Below are 18,066 nucleotides of genomic sequence, written 5' to 3'. Positions count from 1 at the left end.
GGCGGCTGCCGCGCGGGCTTCGCGCAGCATGGCAGAGGCAATTGCATCGCGCGTGGCCGGGGGCATGCTGGAGATTATCCATTGGTTTCCGCCTCCTAAACCACTCCGTCGCGCAGATTCCCAGCTTTCACGCTTGGCACGCGCCTGTACGGCGCGTTCTGTTATCGCCAACAGTCCGGCAATGTCTCGCGTTGCGTATGTCTCTGTTGCCATTGCCATAGCCTGTTCCTACTGCGCCGCCCGGCGTGGGTCGCAAAGCAGGTTTTCCGGCACGCCGTGTTTACGAAACCAATCAAGTACAACAGGACTATGTATCTCGCCGCTGACCGTACGGGCAACTGCAACGCCAGACACACCAAGCATGCGCCCCAGAGCCGCATAAGATGGTACTGCGTTAGCATCCATCACTTCCCGCAAGCGCCAGCGGTACTTGCAACGCTTTGCACCAAGTTCAAGGCGCTGTGGGGCCGACACACGGCTCATAGTTCTTCCTCCAGTTTACGGGCTTGTTTGCGGGCTTTTTTCTGCTCAAGAATGGCGCGGGCGTAATCCCGCAACTTGCGATCATCTTCCGTCATGATGTCCAGACCTACAGCGCGCAGCATGGCGCGCAGGTGGGCCGGGTTGTCTGTTGCTTTGTAGTAGGCCAGCAGCATCAGGACAGATGGCGGACGGCTATCGTCCGAAGGGGATAAAATCTTGTGCAGCATTTCTTCGCTGACGCCGCTAGCGTTGCCGCCAGTCAGCTTGATGCCGCTGGCCCGCGCTATAGCGTTTAATTTGTCTGGGAGTGCCTTGCGGCCCTCTCCCTCTGGCGCACCAGCAACGCCGCGCATAGCCGCTTTGATGGCGGGCAATGCTCCGGCAAGCTGGGCAATATCGTCTATGAGAGAGAGTTGGCGCATGGTGTGGGCCTCTACTTGCCCATTGCTGCTAACGCGGCCCGAATAGTTGCATGGGACATGCGCACAGCCTCAATCCGGGCTTGGTTTCCCCATCCGGGGCGAAATTCATAATTTCCCCCAAAACGTGCAGAGCGAGACACAACCAATTCCCAGCACGGCACAACGCATTCAAGAATGTAAGCGCCAGCAGCATTGCTGAAAGCTGGGCTTTCTTCGGGGAGACTGCTGGCCCCATCCGGCAGGTAAGCTAGTTCTCTGGGACATGGGTAATTCATTGGTTGCCTCCGCTTGTCCAAAATTTGGTTTGGTCTGGACGTTGACCCTATGCGCGGCGGCCTGTTAGTTTGGTTTTGCGTGTAAATATTAACCGCCCGCAAGAAGAGTATTAGCTAAAAATTAAGAACATATCAAGCTAAAAGTCATTTCGTTCTTCACTTTTACTAAAAATTGCTAACCAAGTGATTTAGCTAAAAATCTTCTAAGATGGGCATTTCGGTCTTATTTTCGGAGTTCTACATGGAAAGAGCGAAATCTTTCGAGGCCAAGTTGGCGCGAATAATGAAAGCCGCACAAATTGAAAAAGAAGCCGATCTAGCTAAAATGCTTGAAATCAATCAATCATCAATTGCTGCGGCCAGAAAGAGACAACAAATTCCGCCTGCATGGATAGAAAAGATAGCAGAGAAACTTAATATAAATGCAAACTGGCTTTTCTTTGGGCAGGGAGAAATGACTTTCTCTAAAGACATAAATTCTTGCATTATAGCTAAAGACTGTGATGTAGAATTAAAGCTTATTCCGATGGCCGAGGCTCGACTTTCAGCCGGTAACGGCAGCCTCGAGGTGAACGGAGACTGCGAGAGAAGCTATGCCTTCCGCATGGACTTCTTGTTGCGCAAGGGCAATCCAGACAAAATGGTTCTGATGCGCGTAGCTGGCGACAGCATGCAGCCAGAGATCATGGATGGAGACGTGGTTCTGTTGGACCAGAGCAAAACGAACATCATCCCAGGCAGGATTTTTGCGGTAGGATTCGAAGAGGCTATCTATCTGAAAAGAATAGATATGATACCGGGAAAAGTAATTTTAAAAAGCGTCAATGAAGAGGCGTACCCGCCCATTGAGCTTGATATGCGTGGTGATATGGCTGAGTTCTTCCGCGTGATCGGTAAGGTTATCTGGAGCGGCCGCGAGTACCGCTAGCCAGAATGAGATGCAGGCGATAAGACGCCGCTAATTAAGTGCCAACAAGAACGCAAAAACGCGCAAGAAAGCAGCAAGAATACTGATTTTTTGCGCGTTTTTGTTTTTGGCTCTGGCGCAGCCGAAAACCCTTGATGCAAGCGGACGCGAAAGGCAAAAGCCCCTCTTTCTCTCAGTGCCAATCTTAACGCTACCCTAGTCAAAGGTTGTACACACGGAGGCATGAGCGCCTTGTCTTTTACCCCACCAAAACCATGCCGGGTTCCCCGTAGCCGCTCCTTTTATTTTCGCCTGCGAGTCCCTACAGACTTGCTTGAAGCCTATGCGCCAAAGACTGAATTGAAGTTCAGCCTCAAGACTGAAGACTACAAAGAAGCTCAGTCTCGTATCCTGCTCAGGGCGCAGCAGCTTGAACAAGAATTCTGTGAGCATCGCCGGAAGCTCAAAGCCCAGCCACAGCGCCCTAAAGCTGCTCCAGCCGAAGCAAAGCCAACTCTTGAAGTCAAACCCGCCCTGACCTCTTTCAATCAAATCTCAGCCCTTGAGCTTGAACGGCTGGCGCTTCTCTATCCTCATGAAGCCTTAAGCAAAGACGAAGCAAAACGCAGGGCACCTCTTCGCCCAGACCTTGAGCAGGCCAAGGCCGCTTGGGATGAGCAGCAAGCCTTTCTGAAGACACTCAACGAGAGCCAGGGCCTACCTTATACGCCCAAGCCGTTCCGGCAGCTTTCGGGCATGAGTGACGAAGAAAGGCAAGAAGCAGACCACCACGCCGCTTTGTTTGTGGTGGCCGCCCCTGCGTTCATGCAGGACGGTGAGACCCACATCATTGAGGCTGTAGTAGACAGCTATCTTGAAGAGCACGGCATTGCAGCCCCGGACACTGAAGAGGAGCGCCAGACCTCCCCAGAATACCGAAAGTTCTGCCTTGATATGCTGGTGCAGGAAACCGCAGTGCAGCAGGCTATTTTACAACGCTCACGGGGAACGTGGGTCAATACCCCCGCAAAGCCGAATGGACGCCAAAAGCCCTCAGCAGCGGCGATATTAGAACAAAATGAAATACCCCAGCAAAACCCCCAAGGGCAGACCGTAGATCAAAATTTGATTCCATCTGAGAACAACCCGCCTTTCTCTGTAGTCTGGGAACGGTATCTTGAGGAGCGCAAGCCATCAGCGGGAACAGTGAGAAGCTTTGCCGCAGCCGTAAGGCGTTTCACTGAGCTGGTGGGGGACTTGCCTATCAAGGGCATAACAAAGGCCCACATTCGACAATACAAAGATGTTCTTGTTACACTTCCTACTTACCTTCCCCGAAGGCTGGACAAAGAAAAATTCCCCGCTGTGCTGAAATGGGTTGAAAAGCAAAAAGCGAAAGGGAAGGTCTTCACTCTTCTTTCTACAAAGACGATTAACGAAGGAAGACTTGCAGCCCTAAGCACTGTCTTTACCCATGCAATACGGAACGGCTATATTGATTTGAACCCTGCCGCAGGTATTAGAGTCTTTGAACAGCGAGTAAGAACACGCATTCCATTGAAAACGCCCTACACTGAACAGGATATTGAAACTATATTCAAGAAATCCAGCCTGTTTAATACCAAGTCAACTCTTGGCACGTTGCCCAAGGCTCAAAAAGCCACCAGACGCCGGGGAAAGCAATACCCGGCATGGTCAGCCGAAGACGTTAGGACAGATTATAGGTGGCTTCTGCTTCTGGGCCTGTACACGGGAGCAAGGATTGAAGAGCTTTCCCACCTCAGGCTTGATGACATATTACAACGTCAAGGCATTTCCTGCTTATCTATTCACGAAAGCGAAGACGGAACACGGACAATAAAAACCGCAGCCGCCCAGCGCTTAATCCCAATCCACCCCAGCCTCCTTGAACTTGGCTTTATGTCTCACGTTCAGAAAATCAAAAACCAGTTTGGAGAACAAGCCCAGCTCTTCCCCACATTTGTTCCCAATGCACAGAACAAAATGAGTGACAGGTTTACCGATTGGTGGAAAAAGTATTCTGAAGAAATCGGGATACGGCCCAGCGGCGAAGAGCAGGGCGGGCAGGGAAGGCCGAAGAGCTTTCACAGCTTCAGGCATTTGTTTAAAAACATGGGGCTTAATTCTGGGGTTAGTCAAGATCATCTGGATGAAATCCAAGGGCATGCAGATAACGGCGTGTCTAGTGGGTATGCCTTGGATGAAGACGGCATGAGGTTTAACCAGAAGGTACTTTTTGCAGCTTTAGCCAAAATGCGGTTTTGGAATGTGACTGAGGGGATTGAAACAAGCATAAAGCAGAGGGGGAAATAGAAGAAGCCCACCGGATTCAAACCGCTGTTGATGAACAGATGCAAGGCATGATGAATGAACGCCTTATCGACAATGAGCAAACAGTTAATAGTCCCATACACTGAATATACACAGGAAATAAATCATAAATAAAATAAGGTTACCATATGAAACAATCATATTTTGGCAATTATTACCACCTTCTTGTGAGTGAAGCTGGGCTAATTGAATGGATGTTGTACACAGGACTAACATTAACAAGAAATAGTAATGAAGCCCCTACGGGAAAAACTTGTGCTGGATTTTATAATTTATCAATTGGAATAGAAAGATTATGTAAATTAATAGTAATAATAGATTATATGGCTAATAACGATTTAACACCACCACCAAAATCAACAATAAAAAGCTATTCTCATGATATCACAAAATTAATTTCACAGATAATAATTAACTGCCCATTAGTACCTTCAAATAAAATTGAAATATGCTACAATCACAAAGTGACTCATAAACTAATTTCTCTTTTATCAGAATTCGGGAGCACAACACGCTATCAAAACATTAATGAATTCAGCAGCAATGATAAAACAACAGACCCCTTAATAAAATGGCAAGCAATACTAGAAGAAATTTATAAAGAAGAAATTCCTGAACGCATAAAAAACGACATAGAGGATGAAGGCTCATTTTATTATAATCTAGTAAGTGAAAATGCTTCATTTTTACATTTTGATTTAAACAGAAAAATAATTCCACCTCACAAAATTTTTACTCATGCTAAAATACAAGAAAAAGCAATTGCACGGGCAACAAGATATTTAGTACATTTTTTACTTAACTTAAGAGAAGCTTTAATAGATATTGGCAATGAGGCCCAGAATATTAACACGTCTGAATGCCATAATACAATGACTATCCCTTGCTTTGGTGATTTTTTTCGTGGCCTTTTGATTAGTAGTGAACACCAACTTCTCACCAAAAAGAAATGGCAAAATTTTTAAGCAGCCTCCCCCAAGCCCACACCCCACTTATCCCCCAAATCCCGTGCGAAAATACAGAACCCGACCCATTGCCTACCTTGGACAACTTCAGGCCGTGAAAAGTAGCAAAAGGCTGCAATGGCTGGGACTTGGAATTAGGTTCCACCATAGAGAGAAGAGGCGGCCAGCTTGAGGCCAGAGGAGAACCAACGCCAAAACGGGCTGTTTGAATTAAATCAGCATGTTACGAATTAGGTTCCACCATTCGGAGAACCACCGCTAAGTTAGCGCCTGACTGTCGAAGTAGGCAAAGCTCCTAATTTCAAAAATTTCATATAGTTATCAAATACCTTCCACCATTCGGAGAAAGGCGTCCTGAATTACCTTCCATCATAGAGAGAAGGCCACTCAGAAAAATCAAGTCTTATTGTTTAAATTCAGCATGTTACTAATAAGGTTGCACCATAGAGAGAAGCGCCGCTATTTTTATGGCCTGCTATTAAAGGAGCGCCTAAGCCTCATTTCAATAATTTCACACTGTTAGAATTAAGTTGCACTATAGAAAGAAGACCAGCTCACTTTGAGCCTTTCCCAAAGACCAACCATAGAAAATCAATCACCATTCCTTAGCCCACCATTCGCTATCCTTCGCTCTTCCCCTTCGGGGTTAAGACCTCCTCTCATTCTTTGTTATCTTATTTAATACTGGATTAAGTCTTTAAGTTGTTCTGTAAAATCAGTATGTTATGAGTTTGAAATATAATTTCATTTAAGTGAAATTATGTAACTAATTTAGCATGTTATAATTAGGTGGCACTAGGCGGAGAAGACAGGTTGCTTGCAACCAGTTGCAGCATTCGGAAGAAAGCAAGGGGGGCTTTCATCCGTCTTATGGGGGGTAAGGGGGGTAACTAAAGACTAACTAAAGATAAATCTTAAATATAAAACCTAAGAAAATACCTAAAGACACCTTAACAGCATATTAAAGACTTAAGTAATAAATAGTTTATCTTTAACATTCTTATTCTAAAGAATACTAAATATACTATTCTAAAATTTAAAATGAAATAGTTATTCTTTAATTTTTATTTCTTTATGTTTTATTACTATGAATCATTATCCATAGACCACCAACAGAATCAATAATAATCAATCACAATCAATAAAAACCTATAGTCCTCAATACAAAAAGACTTCACCAATTATTCCCTCCCACATGCGGCCCCGTCTGAACTGGTTATGAAGACCAGACTCAGGCGGGGCTTTCTTCATCATGGGGAGGGCTGGCCCCCAGATATTTTCGACAACCTTTAACCAAACCGCATGATTTACTTTGGGAGGAACCTTCACACATGGACAACAGACACAAAGAGCCAAGAACAATCAGGGAACAGCTTGGGGCAGCCTTAGGCGTCCGTCCGGCCATCTCAGGAGGCGGTAGCGTTAGCACCTATGTGGCAGCGCAGGCTAACCCAATGGGCCGTGATGCTATGGCCGGGGAAGGCATGGGGCGTCTTGCCGCAGCCCTGCGCCCTTGGGACAGGACGCTTGACGAAGTGATGACCAGAATCACAGACCGCCAGATTGAAGAGGACACAAAAACTGCTGAACTTTTCAAGATGGAAAATCCTGAGCTTACAAAAAACATGGAGACGTTCAGACAAGCCGCCCTTAGTGACCCTAAAATTCTTGAACTGTCGCCGCATGTAAAGAGAGCCATTGAGGCTGAAATACTTCAATCAAGCGTTATCCACTTTGCTGCTGACATGCAGGACGCATATACCACCAGCGGCATGCGGAACGAGCGAGACGCCAGCAAGGTTCTGGCTTGGGGCGAAGAGTACCGAAAGCAATACGCAGAAAAACAGGGGTACACCTCCTATGAAGACCGCCTGTTCCTTGCGCAGCACTTTGCCCACCCAAGCAAGAAAGTCCTTGAAGGCTTGTTGATAAAGCACAATAACGAGGTCGAGTCCCAGAACTCCGCCATGCTGGAACAGCAGAAGGCCCAGAACATACAAGACGCGCTGGCAATGAGGAGAAACCTTACAGCAAGCGCAGGCAGGTATGACACCAAGATACCCGCAGAGCGGGCCGGATATGCTCAGGAGGCGGCACAAGTCATTCTTGCAGAAGCGGAAGACATGAAACGCCTTGGTTACTCCCAGACTCGTATTATGACGTTCCTTGGCAACATGGTACTTCAGAGCAACCACTCTGCCAGCACAGCCCGACAGATTGCCCAGAACATCACGGTAGACGTGGGAGGCAAACCAGTTTCCCTTATGTCACAGCCGGGAGTTGCCAAAGGCATTGAACAGCTTGAAGAGCAGGAAACCAGCAAGGCATGGGCAGCCGAAAGCCGCGCCCATACCCGCAGGCAGTGGCAGAGAGAAGACGCCGCCCGCAAGGCCACAGCCAAGGGCTACGAATACGGGGCAACAGGAAATCCTGATCTGTCCAGAGGCACCATAGTAGACAAGCTGAAACTGTGCAGTCCTGAGGATTATCCCCACTTCAAGCAGGCAGCCGAAGACGGCCAGCGCGGTCAGTTCATGTCTATGTATGCCAGCCCTGAGCTTGCTTCAGCAGCCCTTGCCCTTGAGTCAGACCTCAAGCAAGGCAAGGCCGGGAAGGCTGAAGTTATGGACTTGGCACGACAAGGCTTTAATCCTGCTCAGGTTCAACGCCTGTTGGGTATGGCAGATGCCAACACCACAGCTGAAGGGCAAGCCCTGCTGAGTGCTCAGGCCAATATTGCCAAGACCTACATTTCTATGATCGGCAATGTTTCCAATGAAGAAGCCAATGAGCTTTATCACTCCTACCAGAACGGCACCAGCACAAAACCCGCCGCAGGCATCCTTGCGCAAGTCATGATGGATTTGCCTGAGGTCAATACAGCCTTTGCCGACTTTGTTGCAGAAAAGAAAAAAGAGAAGGCCGAAAAGGCCGGAACAGGGGAAGCCAAAGATGCCCCCCTGTCCTCTTTGGACATGCAACGCATAGCTCAGGACTTCCAAGGTCAGTACCTTGATAAGCGCATCAAGGCCACCAAAGACCGCTACGCTACTGAGAAGTCACAACTCACCGACAACAGGCAGACCCGCAGCTATCTCACTGACACCAAAGCAGTTGAGAAGATAGGCGCGGAGTCCTCCTCTTCATTCTTTTCCAGACCCAACCCCGGACAGGCCGAAGTCTTTACCGGGGCTGTTACTAACGTCAATACCTTGTTTGCCAATAGCCTTGGCAACGACCCTGCCGCAATGCAGCAGCTTGGAGGCATGAAAACCCTTCAAGAAGTTCTCAGCTTTGTAGACAGCAGAGTTGAGGGGGGTCTTACATGGCAGGAGATGTACTTTCTTGTTCGTGGTCATAGTCCTGAATCAAAGGGAATCACGGACGCCAGAAACGCACAGTCCGACCTGTACAACTGGTTCAAGGAAAAAGGCATCAAGGCATCACCACCCCCGGCAGCCAGCAGCAAAGCAGGGGCTACAAAGTTCAGCCGTCAAATTGAGGTGAAATAAATACTATGAGCATAGACAGCATACCTAACAACTTGGATGTTGAACTCACAGGGGACAACGGTTCCCTCTCCCCTGACATGCTTCAGGGCATGGCCGAAGGACTCCCCCAGAATATCAACGTCAACATAGACGACCCAGAAGACACCCTTGGGCTTTCTGCCCAGGCTCCCATGCTGAACCCACAGCCAGCCCCGGCCACAACTGAAGAAACCACCAACGACCCCGAGCAGGAAGACAAGAGCTTTCTTGATTACCTGATGGACGTGGGCAAAGGCATAGCCAACGGCCCGGTTAACGCTGCCAACGAAACAATAGACCTCGTTGGCACTATGGTTCAGGGCGGCAAAGAGTTTGATGTTGTTCAGACCGCCGCAGAGTATGGCGTTGACATGGGCAACTTTGGTAAAACTGAAACCGCCCCCGGCAAGCTGGCTCAAGACATATCGACCTTTCTTGCTGGCTTCCTCACAGGCGGTGCCTTGCTCAAAGGCGCAAAGCTCCTTCAAGGTTCCTCAAAGGCAGCCATTGCAGGGCGTGGGGCAGCCAAGTCTTTCTATAGCACCTTCACAGGCTTTGACGGTCATGAAGAGATGCTTTCCAATGCCATGCAGGAAAGCCCAGCCCTGCGAAATGTCATTACTGAAAACTTGGCAGTCAGCAAGGACGACAGTGAACTTGTAGGACGCCTGAAGCACGGTTTTGAAGACCTGGGCATAGGCATGGCTTTTGAAGCCGCTCTAGCCGTTGTGGGCGTCTATCGCGCCAGCAAGGCCGCTAGCAAGGCAGCCAAGGAACAGATTTACACTGAAACCGTAGAACGCATAAGGCAGACCAGAGAAGAAGCCGTAAGCGTACACAGCCCCGATACAGTTTCCCCCATCACACCCCCAGCCACAGGCGCTAAAGCGCCGCTCAAAGATGTCTTCAGGACAGACAGCCTGATAGACCCCGCAGCCTTGAAAACCCTTGTGGGTGATGGAAAAGCCAAAACCCTTGGGGAAGCTTTAGACACTCTTGCCCGCAGTGATGCAAGGCACCGTGTCACAGGGCTGGACATCCTTCGCAGTGAACACGGCTTTGATTTCATCAAGCACGTTAAGGAAACTCTGAAGGAAGCAGGCAGCACTAAAGAAGCTGCCACCACCGCTGATGATGTGGTTTCCTCACTTACCAGCAGCACTGATGAACTTGTACAGCGCTACGGTATGAACAGCAAAGCCGTGCAAGAATATGCAGGGCAGGCCATTGCCAGCGGTGAGGCTACCGTTGCCAGCAAGACCGCCCAGACCTTCGACGACATGAAGACCGCCTTGGACTTCTGCACTGAGGAATTCCTCAAGATAGCCCGTAAGCTTCACGTCAACCCGGCTTCTGTTTCTATGCAGGAAAAGCTTGATCTTGCCACGCTGAAAAAGAACATCGATAGCGTGTACAAGGCCAGTGACGAGCTTGCAGCCACAGGAGCCGCCACGGAAGCAAAGGAAAGCTTCAAGTGGCATCCTTCGCCCACCAATCTGAGTGAGGAGCAGATACGAAGTTACCTCACCCGTGAAGGCTGGACGCATGAAAACACAGCCCGCATTGCACGGGATGCCGTAATCAATGCAGATAGTAAAGGAGCCATTGCCCAGGCTGTAAACACCCTGTCCACAGGAACAAAACTGGGCATCCTTCAGGAATTCAGAATCAGCAATATGCTTTCAGGCCCAATGACTATGGCGGCCAATGCTGGTTCAAACTTCCTGAAGTCTCTTCTCATGCCTACTGAGCAATACCTGTCGGGCGTCTTTACCCGTGACAAGGCGTTACGTCAGGAAGCCATAGACACCCTGAGCGGTCTTTACACCTACTTTACCGACAGCATGAAGCTTGCCCATAAAGCCTTCAAAGCCGAGAGCGGCATACTTGAAGGCGCGGGCAGTGTCGGCAAGATGGAAACAAACGGCGCTCAGATCACTTATGACAACATAAAAGCCATGATGCTTGACGGCAAGCCCAGAGGAACACAACTGACCACCATGCAGGAGCTTATAGCCTCTTCGGCTGGGGTTCTTGGGCCATACCTCAGGCTGCCTTCACGCATACTGGTAAGCACAGACGAGTTTTTCAAACAGCTCAACTTCAGGGCTTCTCTGTCAGCCTCATTGAGACGGGAAGCAATGGAGGGTGGTCTGAAAGACGCCCAGCAAATAGACGCATTTGTAAAAGAACAGATGAGCCTTGCCACCACTGGCCGGGGAACAGCCCGCAATGAAGAGACTCTAAAGCCCTTCCTTGAATATGCCAGACAAGCCACGTGGACGCAGGACTTGGGAGAGCATACCTACGCTGGAGGCTTCCAGAGGTACGCTAACGACCACCCGCTTATGAGAGTGGTTGTCCCGTTCATCAAGACCCCGGCAAACATCCTGCGTGACTTCGTGGCTCACACCCCGGTAATAGGTCAGATGAGCAAACAATACCGAGCAGCCCTTGCCGCAGGTGGTGAACAGGCTGCTCTGGCCCGTGCCAAGATGGCTACAGGTTCCCTCATGTGGGCCGGGGCTGTTGGCTTGGCAATGTCAGGTTCCATTACAGGCAGCCCGCCCAAAGACCCCAAGCAGCGTAAGGCGCTTGAGGCCACAGGCTGGCAGGCCCACAGCATCAAGATAGGAGATTCTTATTACTCCTACAGACGCTATGACCCAGCCGGGATGGTCCTTGGTCTTGCCGCTGATTTAGCTATAGCTGGACAGCACTTGACTGAGGCCCGCTATGGTGACCTCGCAGCTTCTGCCATTCTGGCCCTTGCCAACAATGTGACTTCCCGCACCTACATGCAGGACGTTGCAGAGGTGGTGAACTTCATTACTGATGAAGAAGCAAAGCCAGAGCTGTTCCTGAGGAATCAGGCAACAACTTTGATCCCTTTCTCAGCCGCCACCCGATACACCCGGCAGTACATGACAGGGGAAGATGACCCCATGCGCGAGGTCAGGGGCATTATGGATGCCATTCTTAATACCGTTCCCGGTTTCCACGATGATCTCCCAGCCAAGCGCAACTGGATAACCGGGGAGCCTGTAGACTACCGCCTGATACCCCGTGACAAGCACGACCCTGTTCTTGATGAAATGAACAGGATGGCACAGGCGGTCAATGGCCCTCCTGCCTATACGCTTCACGGTGTAGACCTGACAGCGGGGCAATACTCAAGGCTTACAGAACTGCATGGAACTGTGACCATCCAAGGCAAGACCCTGCATGAAGCCCTTGGGGAACTCTTCGATTCTCCACAGTATGACATAGAGCGCATGACGCTTGCCGACCCCCCTTCCGATAAAGATCAAAGCCCCCGTGCCCTCATGATTAAGCGGGTCATCAATGCCTATCGCAGAGAAGCCCAAGACCAGCTCATAGACGAGGAACCCAAGCTTGCCCAGAGCATCCGACAGAATGACTACCAGCGGCAAATGACAAAGCGGGGGCAGATGACCAGAGCAAACCAGCAAGAGCTGTTGGCGGCCCTGGTGGACGATATGTAACAAATGCAGATTTGCGGGCGTTGAACATCTGTAAAAACAGAATGTTACTGAAGTCTTTCAGACACTAAGCCCAAATCTGGACTGAGTGAAACCCTTCAGCCCACCATACTTACCACGCAGAAGCCCCTTGACCTTTCTCATTGGTCAGGGGGCTTTCTTTCGTTTCAAACAACGCGCTCAGAATACGGATTTTGAGCAAAAACAATGGAAAGATTCGTTCCCAAGGGAGGGAAGCCGGATGCCGGATACAACCACACAGAGCAGCAACAGCGGCTCAATCCTGAAGGTGATTCGGGAAAAATGCTTAAACTGTTCTTGCTGGGTTCCGTCTGAAGTGAGGAAGTGCAAGATCATTGATTGTGTTCTTTGGCCTTATCGTATGGGGCGTAAGCCCACCTCCACCACATACACAGCCAAAGACGTTGACGATGAAAGAGGGACTGAAGACGAAATTCTTCATGTGATACCCTCAAGGCTTAAAGCTATCAGGGCAAAATGCCTTGATTGCTGTGGAGACCAAAGCCTTGAAGTTGAATACTGCACATGCAAGGAGAACTGTTCCTTGTACCCCTACAGGTTCGGGAAGAATCCCAACATAACCGAAGAGACCCGGCAGAAAAGGCGGGAAGCAGCCCTTAAGCGTGGCTTTGGGCAAATCTCCTCAAACGCACAGGCAGATTCCCCTTCAAAATCCGTCAGTGCATAGCTCTTTTCAGAACAGAAAATAATTTTATGAACATCCATTCAGGCTGGGAAGGAATATAAAAATTCCCCCATAAAACGTGAAGGCAGCCCATAGCAACACAAAGCCCCAGCAGGAGAGAGCCTAAATAAGCCTCCCGTGAGTCTGGGGCTATTTTACTTGAATTTGAATTTCAAATTTAATTAGAGAGAAAAGAGGTTAAAGACCCCCTCAGGTGAGAGGAGAAGCTTTAATTGTTTTTGAAAATTGATTTCAATTATGAATCATCTTCAGTGAAGAGGTCTTTGACACGACACCCGCAAGCCTTGGCGATTGTTTGAAGGGTTTCTATAGAGCAGCTTGAAAAGGTATCATCACGCCGTGCGCGGCTAATTGTCTGTGTTGATAAGCCTGTTAGGGATGCCCCTTTGCGGACTGAAACCCCGGCTTTTTCCATAAAGTCTTTCACATTACTTTTTATCATATTCGTTTTTCTCCGTAGTGAAATATTGACACAAAGACGCTCTCATGGCTAGAGTAGTGAAAAATCACTACACAGGAAACACCACCATGACCACTACCACACCCAAAGGCACCAGAGACCCAAGGCGCGTAGTTACAGCAATTGACAACCGAATTTACGACACCCTTGAAGAAGCCCACGACGCAGCCTTTGCCGCAGTGGGCAAGGCATACAGCGTTTCGTATAACGAGTTTGGAGGAACCTTCTTTGGAAAAATCATTATTAAGCCACACATGCTGTTTATCCCCGTTGACCCTGCTGTTCACCCCTTCTGCTGGGGTTACAGGTTTGAGCTTGGCGAAGTCCTTGTACTGGTAAATACGGATGATGGTTCCTCAGGTAAAACTGAGGTGGCCTATGTGCCGTATAGAATGGTAGCTCACTGGAAGTCTTGCGTTGAGCCAGTTGGTTACAGGGACAACTATGAAGGGGAGCCAGAGAAGGACGAAGGATAGGCAAGCAGTGAAAGCGCAAGCGAGAGCGAAGGGCAGCCGGGAGGAGCCTCCATACTGTTTGGGGGTTCCTTCAGGTGGCCGGGGGAAAGCTGGGGCAGTTTTGACAGAAAAATGTGAAAGGCTGAGTCCTCTCTGTCGGACAGAGATTCCCCCCGTGCTGCTTTGAGAAAAGTCAGGGAGCGCCGGGACGCGATTGTGAAGTTCAGCTTCCATGCGGTTGAACTCTGCAATGTAGGCTTCTTTGAGAGCCATTGCTTTGGCCCCGGTGTAGCCCACTGCCAAGAGCATGAAGCCGCCACGGGTGAGGTGATAGGCGGGTGACATCCGTATGGCTTTGTTGCCTACTTCAATCCCGACGAACATGGCGTCAAAATTGACGGCATGAAAATCTTTTGAAATTGGCAGGTTACGAATGTCTTTCAGAACTCTGTCGTGCTCTTTACCAAACGAGTAGGCCACCTGAAAGCTGGTCACGGGCCATATGGACATGGCTGCAAAATTGTCGAATCGAAAATCCTTTGGAATCGAAATGTTACGAATGTCTTTACACTGTAGCTTCCACGGCTCGGCTATGCTGCTCCCTTGTGCTCAGGCTTGCCAGCCTTCGCCCTTCACTCGCCGCGCCTCGACTCAGCCACGGTAACACCCAAGGCATAGGCGCTGCCAGATAGGGGGGGATTGTTCGTTTTTTTGCGTGGAACAATGGCCCCTTTCGCTTGGCATGTCCGGGGTAAAAGGAGGGTCTAGCCGCCCGGTGGCGGCAGACAACAGCTTAACATATCCCCGGCCATTTTTAGCCGCGCTTCGGGGCCGCTATGGTAGTCGCTCATTTCATTCGCTCCGTCAGGTTTTGCTATCCCCCCTTCTATCTGTCAGCAACCCCTGCTTACTATCCCCCCTTGAAAGGGGGGGTGAGCGCAGGGGTATAATGAGGCGGTTCCGCCCCGCACCTGCTCCGCTTCGCAAAGGGCAGCTTTTACGCCAGCCCACAGGCGACTTTTGCAGGGGCCTCAGTTCGCCTTTGATGGGCTGTCATAAAAGCTGCTGTTTGCTTCGCTCAATGCTCCCGGCCACCGAACGCCTTGCGGCGTTCATCCCCCCAACCTCTTGACGAGGTTGAAAAGACCAAACGCAAAAGGCACCCAAAACCGAAGCCACCTTCAGCCTCCGACGAGCTGCTTACGGCCCATTCTCGGCTTACGTTGGCTTGCGGTTTATAATGGGTGCCGTTTTGCTCAGGGTGTTCTTTGGGGGAGCAGGGGAGTGTGACCCACAGGGCTGCATGAAAAAGCCAAAAGCAAAATACAAACACCGTTGACAGGGCAAAGGGCAGGAGGATAGGTTGTACACACAGGCCACAGGAGTCATACACACAACATTTTTAAGCATTTGAAAAGTCCTTATATATCAACATGGTGCGAGGCGTTTTCCCTATCCCTCCCTTGCTACCAATATTTCATCAAAGAAGTTCAAGGTTGTGCAAAACACCTTGAACTTCTTTGTTTTTGGGGCGGTAGGGTTGTCAGGGATGGCAGTACCGACATTGACAGCCATGCAGCCCCGTAGATGCCTGCCAGAGCGAGCGGCTTTATTTGCAAGGCTGTGGGGAGTGCCTCGGCGTTTGCAGGCAGAAAGCTTGCGCGGCGGTCTTTGCATGCGGCGGTCTTTGCATACGGTTGTTGCCTGCCGATGCCATCGGCAGGGCAGTTATGACGTAAAGCGGTTCTACATCTAGAGCAGGTTAACTTTGAGAATATACATTCTCAAAGGTTAAGGCACGCTCACTTCGGCGTTTAACCGCGCAGATAAACTGCGCTTACGCCTCCGTAGCGAACGTCTGCTCGCGCAGCCGTCCGAGCAATTTAAAAGTTGAATTGCTCTAGAGCAGATTAAAAACGCCGTCAGAATGTAGTGGACTGTTTTTTCATGTAAAAATCCCCGGCAGCATTGCTGCCGGGGATTTTCGCGGTCTGGGCAAAGGTGATGTTACGCACCGACCAAGGCGGCATAGGCGTCGTTGCTTATGCAGGCAGCCTCATCATAGGGAGACGCCGTGACCCGTATGAGCCAGCCTTCGCCGTAGGGAGCGGTATTGAGCAGTTCGGGCGTATCTGCAAGGGCTTCGTTCACAGCCAGCACTGTGCCGGAAATGGGCATGATTGCGTCGCTTGTGACCTTGACCGACTCAATGGACGCGCAGGACTGCCCCTGCTCGAATTGTGCGCCCTGCCCGGGCAGGTCCACAAAGATAACACTGCCGAGTTGGTCCTGGGCGTAATCGGTAATGCCGATCAGCCATGAGCCGTCTGCCTGCTCCTGAGCCCAGAGGTGGTCGGCATGGTAAATTCTGTCATTGGGAAAATTCATGATGTCTCCTTGCCTGTGAGCGATTATTCGGCAGTAACGGTCTTTCGGGGAGCGCTGATAGCCAGGGGAACAATTTCATCCAGCGTGGGATGGGCAAACATGATTTCGTGCAGTCTGTGTTCGTTATAGCCTTCTTTGAGCAGTACCTGCGCTACGGTCACAAGGTGCGATACGCCTGCGCCGACGGCGGCAATGCCTTCCATGCGCCCTTCATGCCAGACAACCTTTACAAAACCGGCTGTGCCGCCGCTTGCCTGCGCAATGGGATTCATAGAAAGAGGAGCTTGTGAAACCTCAACGGACTTGCCCTGCCGCAGCAAGGCGGCGGCAGTCTGTCCCACGCGCATGATTTCCGTGCCGCCATACACGCAGGAAGGCACGGGGCCGGATTCATAAGGTCCGTCAGCCTGGCCGAGAATGCGGCGGGCCACATAGGCTGCCTGATGCTCGGCCGCGTGGGCCAGCAGGGTGATTCCGTTGATGTCGCCCACAGCGTACAGGCCGGGCGCGCATTGCAGGTTTGCATCCACCTGGGCGTAGCCCCTGGGGTTTTTCGTTCCTCCCAGGTTTTCCACGCCAAGTCCATCGGTATTGGGGCTCCGGCCGACGGCCACCAGGGCTTTGTCCGCCGTGATGACAGTTCCGTTCTCAAGGCTGAGCCGGGCCTTGCCGTCAACCGTGCTCAGGTCTTTGGCCCGGGTCCCCTCAAGGCAGGTGATGCCGCTCTTGGTCAGGGCGCGGAGCATTTCTTTGGCAATATCCGCGTCTTCGGTGGGAGCGATATGCGCAGCCGCCTCCACCACCGTGACCTTGCTGCCCATACTGGAAAAAAAGTCGGCCATTTCAAGGCCAATGGCCCCGGCGCCCACAATGATCAGGCTTTCTGGAATGGTAGTGGATTGCAGCAGGTCGGTGCTGTCCAGAACACACTGATGGTCGGGCGCAAGGCCGGGAAATGCGGCCGATGACGTACCGCAGGCCAGGATGACATCGGTGGCGGAAATATCCGTCCGGTCTTCACCGCAGGCAATCCGCACATGGGCCAGCCCGTCTTTGCGCTCCAGGCAGACGCCACGCCCTTCAAACAGGGTGATGCCCAGTCCGGTCAGGCTTTTGGCAAGTGTCTGGCTTGTGCCTTTGGTGAAGCGGCTTACGCGCCCTTGCAGGGCGGTAAAGTCCACCTGCATGTCGCCCTTGACGACCCGCAGCCGTTCCTGCGCGCGCAGCATGCTGCCGGGAGCCACCGCGCCAAGCAGCATCTTGGTGGGGATGCAGCCGCAGTTGAGGCATGTGCCGCCCCAATGCCTGTCTTCGATCAGAGCAATTTTTTTTCCGCCCTGTGCCAGAATGCGGGCCGCCGTGGTTCCACCGGGGCCTCCGCCAATGATGATTACGTCAAAAGACTGCACGTCTGCCCCCTATTTCGCAATATCGGCTTTAAAAAGAAACTGCCGGGAAGCGGAGCGGAAGACGAGCAGGCTCTGTTCGGGCAGGGCTTCCAGACCACGCATGTCCCAGGCCATGTCGGGGGTGATGGCAGTGATAAGATAGGGCAGGGTGGGCTGACCGCAGGCTTCGGCCACCATCTGTGCCGCTGCT

General features: G+C 50.9%; 14 protein-coding genes and 1 pseudogene. 7 read left to right on the top strand and 8 right to left on the bottom strand.

Annotated elements, in window-relative coordinates; translation table 11 throughout:
- The 3 genes from V6C07_RS07055 to V6C07_RS07045 form a co-directional block, all read right to left on the bottom strand.
- Positions 1 to 213 (bottom strand): DNA-binding protein (locus tag V6C07_RS07055; RefSeq protein ID WP_333535645.1); only part of this gene is annotated, 213 nt, incomplete at its 3' end.
- 15 nt (positions 214 to 228) lie between these two features.
- Positions 229 to 483, bottom strand: coding sequence for a hypothetical protein (locus tag V6C07_RS07050; RefSeq protein WP_072311413.1), 255 nt, complete (start codon positions 481 to 483; stop codon positions 229 to 231).
- Positions 480 to 905: a hypothetical protein gene (locus V6C07_RS07045; protein WP_333535643.1), complete on the bottom strand. Its 426-nt coding sequence runs from the start codon at positions 903 to 905 to the stop codon at positions 480 to 482. Before V6C07_RS07045 ends, V6C07_RS07050 begins: the two co-directional genes overlap by 4 nt.
- A gap of 516 nt (positions 906 to 1,421) precedes the next feature.
- On the opposite strand from V6C07_RS07045, the gene V6C07_RS07040 reads away from it, so the two are divergent.
- The 6 genes from V6C07_RS07040 (at position 1,422) to V6C07_RS07015 (ending at position 13,146) form a co-directional block, all read left to right on the top strand.
- Complete coding sequence (locus V6C07_RS07040; RefSeq protein ID WP_296986121.1) at positions 1,422 to 2,108, top strand: LexA family transcriptional regulator; 687 nt, start codon at positions 1,422 to 1,424, stop codon at positions 2,106 to 2,108.
- A gap of 222 nt (positions 2,109 to 2,330) precedes the next feature.
- Complete coding sequence (locus V6C07_RS07035) at positions 2,331 to 4,421, top strand: DUF6538 domain-containing protein (RefSeq protein WP_333535642.1); 2,091 nt, start codon at positions 2,331 to 2,333, stop codon at positions 4,419 to 4,421.
- Positions 4,422 to 4,567: 146 nt separating this feature from the next.
- Positions 4,568 to 5,404 (top strand): hypothetical protein, encoded by an 837-nt coding sequence (locus tag V6C07_RS07030; RefSeq protein WP_333535641.1) that lies wholly within the window; start codon positions 4,568 to 4,570, stop codon positions 5,402 to 5,404.
- Positions 5,405 to 6,858: 1,454 nt separating this feature from the next.
- Positions 6,859 to 8,916: a hypothetical protein gene (locus tag V6C07_RS07025; RefSeq protein ID WP_333535640.1), complete on the top strand. Its 2,058-nt coding sequence runs from the start codon at positions 6,859 to 6,861 to the stop codon at positions 8,914 to 8,916.
- A gap of 5 nt (positions 8,917 to 8,921) precedes the next feature.
- Positions 8,922 to 12,440, top strand: coding sequence for a hypothetical protein (locus tag V6C07_RS07020; RefSeq protein WP_333535639.1), 3,519 nt, complete (start codon positions 8,922 to 8,924; stop codon positions 12,438 to 12,440).
- A 238-nt stretch (positions 12,441 to 12,678) separates the two neighbouring features.
- Complete coding sequence (locus tag V6C07_RS07015; protein ID WP_333535638.1) at positions 12,679 to 13,146, top strand: hypothetical protein; 468 nt, start codon at positions 12,679 to 12,681, stop codon at positions 13,144 to 13,146.
- 253 nt (positions 13,147 to 13,399) lie between these two features.
- Here V6C07_RS07015 and V6C07_RS07010 read toward each other — a convergent pair whose 3' ends face one another.
- Positions 13,400 to 13,606, bottom strand: coding sequence for a helix-turn-helix domain-containing protein (locus tag V6C07_RS07010; protein ID WP_333535637.1), 207 nt, complete (start codon positions 13,604 to 13,606; stop codon positions 13,400 to 13,402).
- A gap of 86 nt (positions 13,607 to 13,692) precedes the next feature.
- Here V6C07_RS07010 and V6C07_RS07005 point away from each other — a divergent pair, with 86 nt between their 5' ends.
- Positions 13,693 to 14,100 carry a hypothetical protein gene (locus V6C07_RS07005; RefSeq protein ID WP_333535636.1) on the top strand — a complete coding sequence of 136 codons (408 nt, stop codon included), beginning with the start codon at positions 13,693 to 13,695 and terminating at the stop codon, positions 14,098 to 14,100.
- Here the strand turns inward: V6C07_RS07005 and V6C07_RS13395 are convergent.
- From V6C07_RS13395 to V6C07_RS06990, 4 genes and pseudogenes are all read right to left on the bottom strand, one after another.
- The gene (locus V6C07_RS13395; protein WP_442886164.1) at positions 13,981 to 14,589 is read right to left on the bottom strand and encodes a Rha family transcriptional regulator; all 609 of its coding nucleotides are present in this window, start codon (positions 14,587 to 14,589) and stop codon (positions 13,981 to 13,983) included. The genes V6C07_RS07005 and V6C07_RS13395 overlap by 120 nt on opposite strands.
- A gap of 1,497 nt (positions 14,590 to 16,086) precedes the next feature.
- Entirely contained in the window at positions 16,087 to 16,467 is a 381-nt protein-coding gene (gcvH, locus tag V6C07_RS07000) for a glycine cleavage system protein GcvH (protein ID WP_333535635.1), read from the bottom strand.
- A gap of 23 nt (positions 16,468 to 16,490) precedes the next feature.
- Positions 16,491 to 17,876 (bottom strand): dihydrolipoyl dehydrogenase family protein, encoded by a 1,386-nt coding sequence (locus V6C07_RS06995; RefSeq protein ID WP_333535634.1) that lies wholly within the window; start codon positions 17,874 to 17,876, stop codon positions 16,491 to 16,493.
- Positions 17,877 to 17,885: 9 nt separating this feature from the next.
- A pseudogene (locus V6C07_RS06990) lies at positions 17,886 to 18,066 on the bottom strand (hypothetical protein); the annotation flags it as partial.

This window comes from Desulfovibrio sp. 1214_IL3152 (assembly GCF_036763055.1).
Lineage (GTDB): Bacteria > Desulfobacterota > Desulfovibrionia > Desulfovibrionales > Desulfovibrionaceae > Desulfovibrio.
Note: the sequence above shows the minus strand (reverse complement) of the source record. Positions and strands in the feature narration are given on the sequence as shown.

Bases quoted from the DNA above. Each gene is read 5' to 3' on its own strand.
- V6C07_RS07050 (WP_072311413.1), bottom strand. From the start codon at position 483: ATGAGCCGTGTGTCGGCCCCACAGCGCCTTGAACTTGGTGCAAAGCGT.
- V6C07_RS07045 (WP_333535643.1), bottom strand. From the start codon at position 905: ATGCGCCAACTCTCTCTCATAGACGATATTGCCCAGCTTGCCGGAGCA.
- V6C07_RS07040 (WP_296986121.1), top strand. From the start codon at position 1,422: ATGGAAAGAGCGAAATCTTTCGAGGCCAAGTTGGCGCGAATAATGAAA.
- V6C07_RS07035 (WP_333535642.1), top strand. From the start codon at position 2,331: ATGAGCGCCTTGTCTTTTACCCCACCAAAACCATGCCGGGTTCCCCGT.
- V6C07_RS07030 (WP_333535641.1), top strand. From the start codon at position 4,568: ATGAAACAATCATATTTTGGCAATTATTACCACCTTCTTGTGAGTGAA.
- V6C07_RS07025 (WP_333535640.1), top strand. From the start codon at position 6,859: ATGGGCCGTGATGCTATGGCCGGGGAAGGCATGGGGCGTCTTGCCGCA.
- V6C07_RS07020 (WP_333535639.1), top strand. From the start codon at position 8,922: ATGAGCATAGACAGCATACCTAACAACTTGGATGTTGAACTCACAGGG.
- V6C07_RS07015 (WP_333535638.1), top strand. From the start codon at position 12,679: ATGCCGGATACAACCACACAGAGCAGCAACAGCGGCTCAATCCTGAAG.
- V6C07_RS07010 (WP_333535637.1), bottom strand. From the start codon at position 13,606: ATGATAAAAAGTAATGTGAAAGACTTTATGGAAAAAGCCGGGGTTTCA.
- V6C07_RS07005 (WP_333535636.1), top strand. From the start codon at position 13,693: ATGACCACTACCACACCCAAAGGCACCAGAGACCCAAGGCGCGTAGTT.
- V6C07_RS13395 (WP_442886164.1), bottom strand. From the start codon at position 14,589: ATGTCCATATGGCCCGTGACCAGCTTTCAGGTGGCCTACTCGTTTGGT.
- gcvH (WP_333535635.1), bottom strand. From the start codon at position 16,467: ATGAATTTTCCCAATGACAGAATTTACCATGCCGACCACCTCTGGGCT.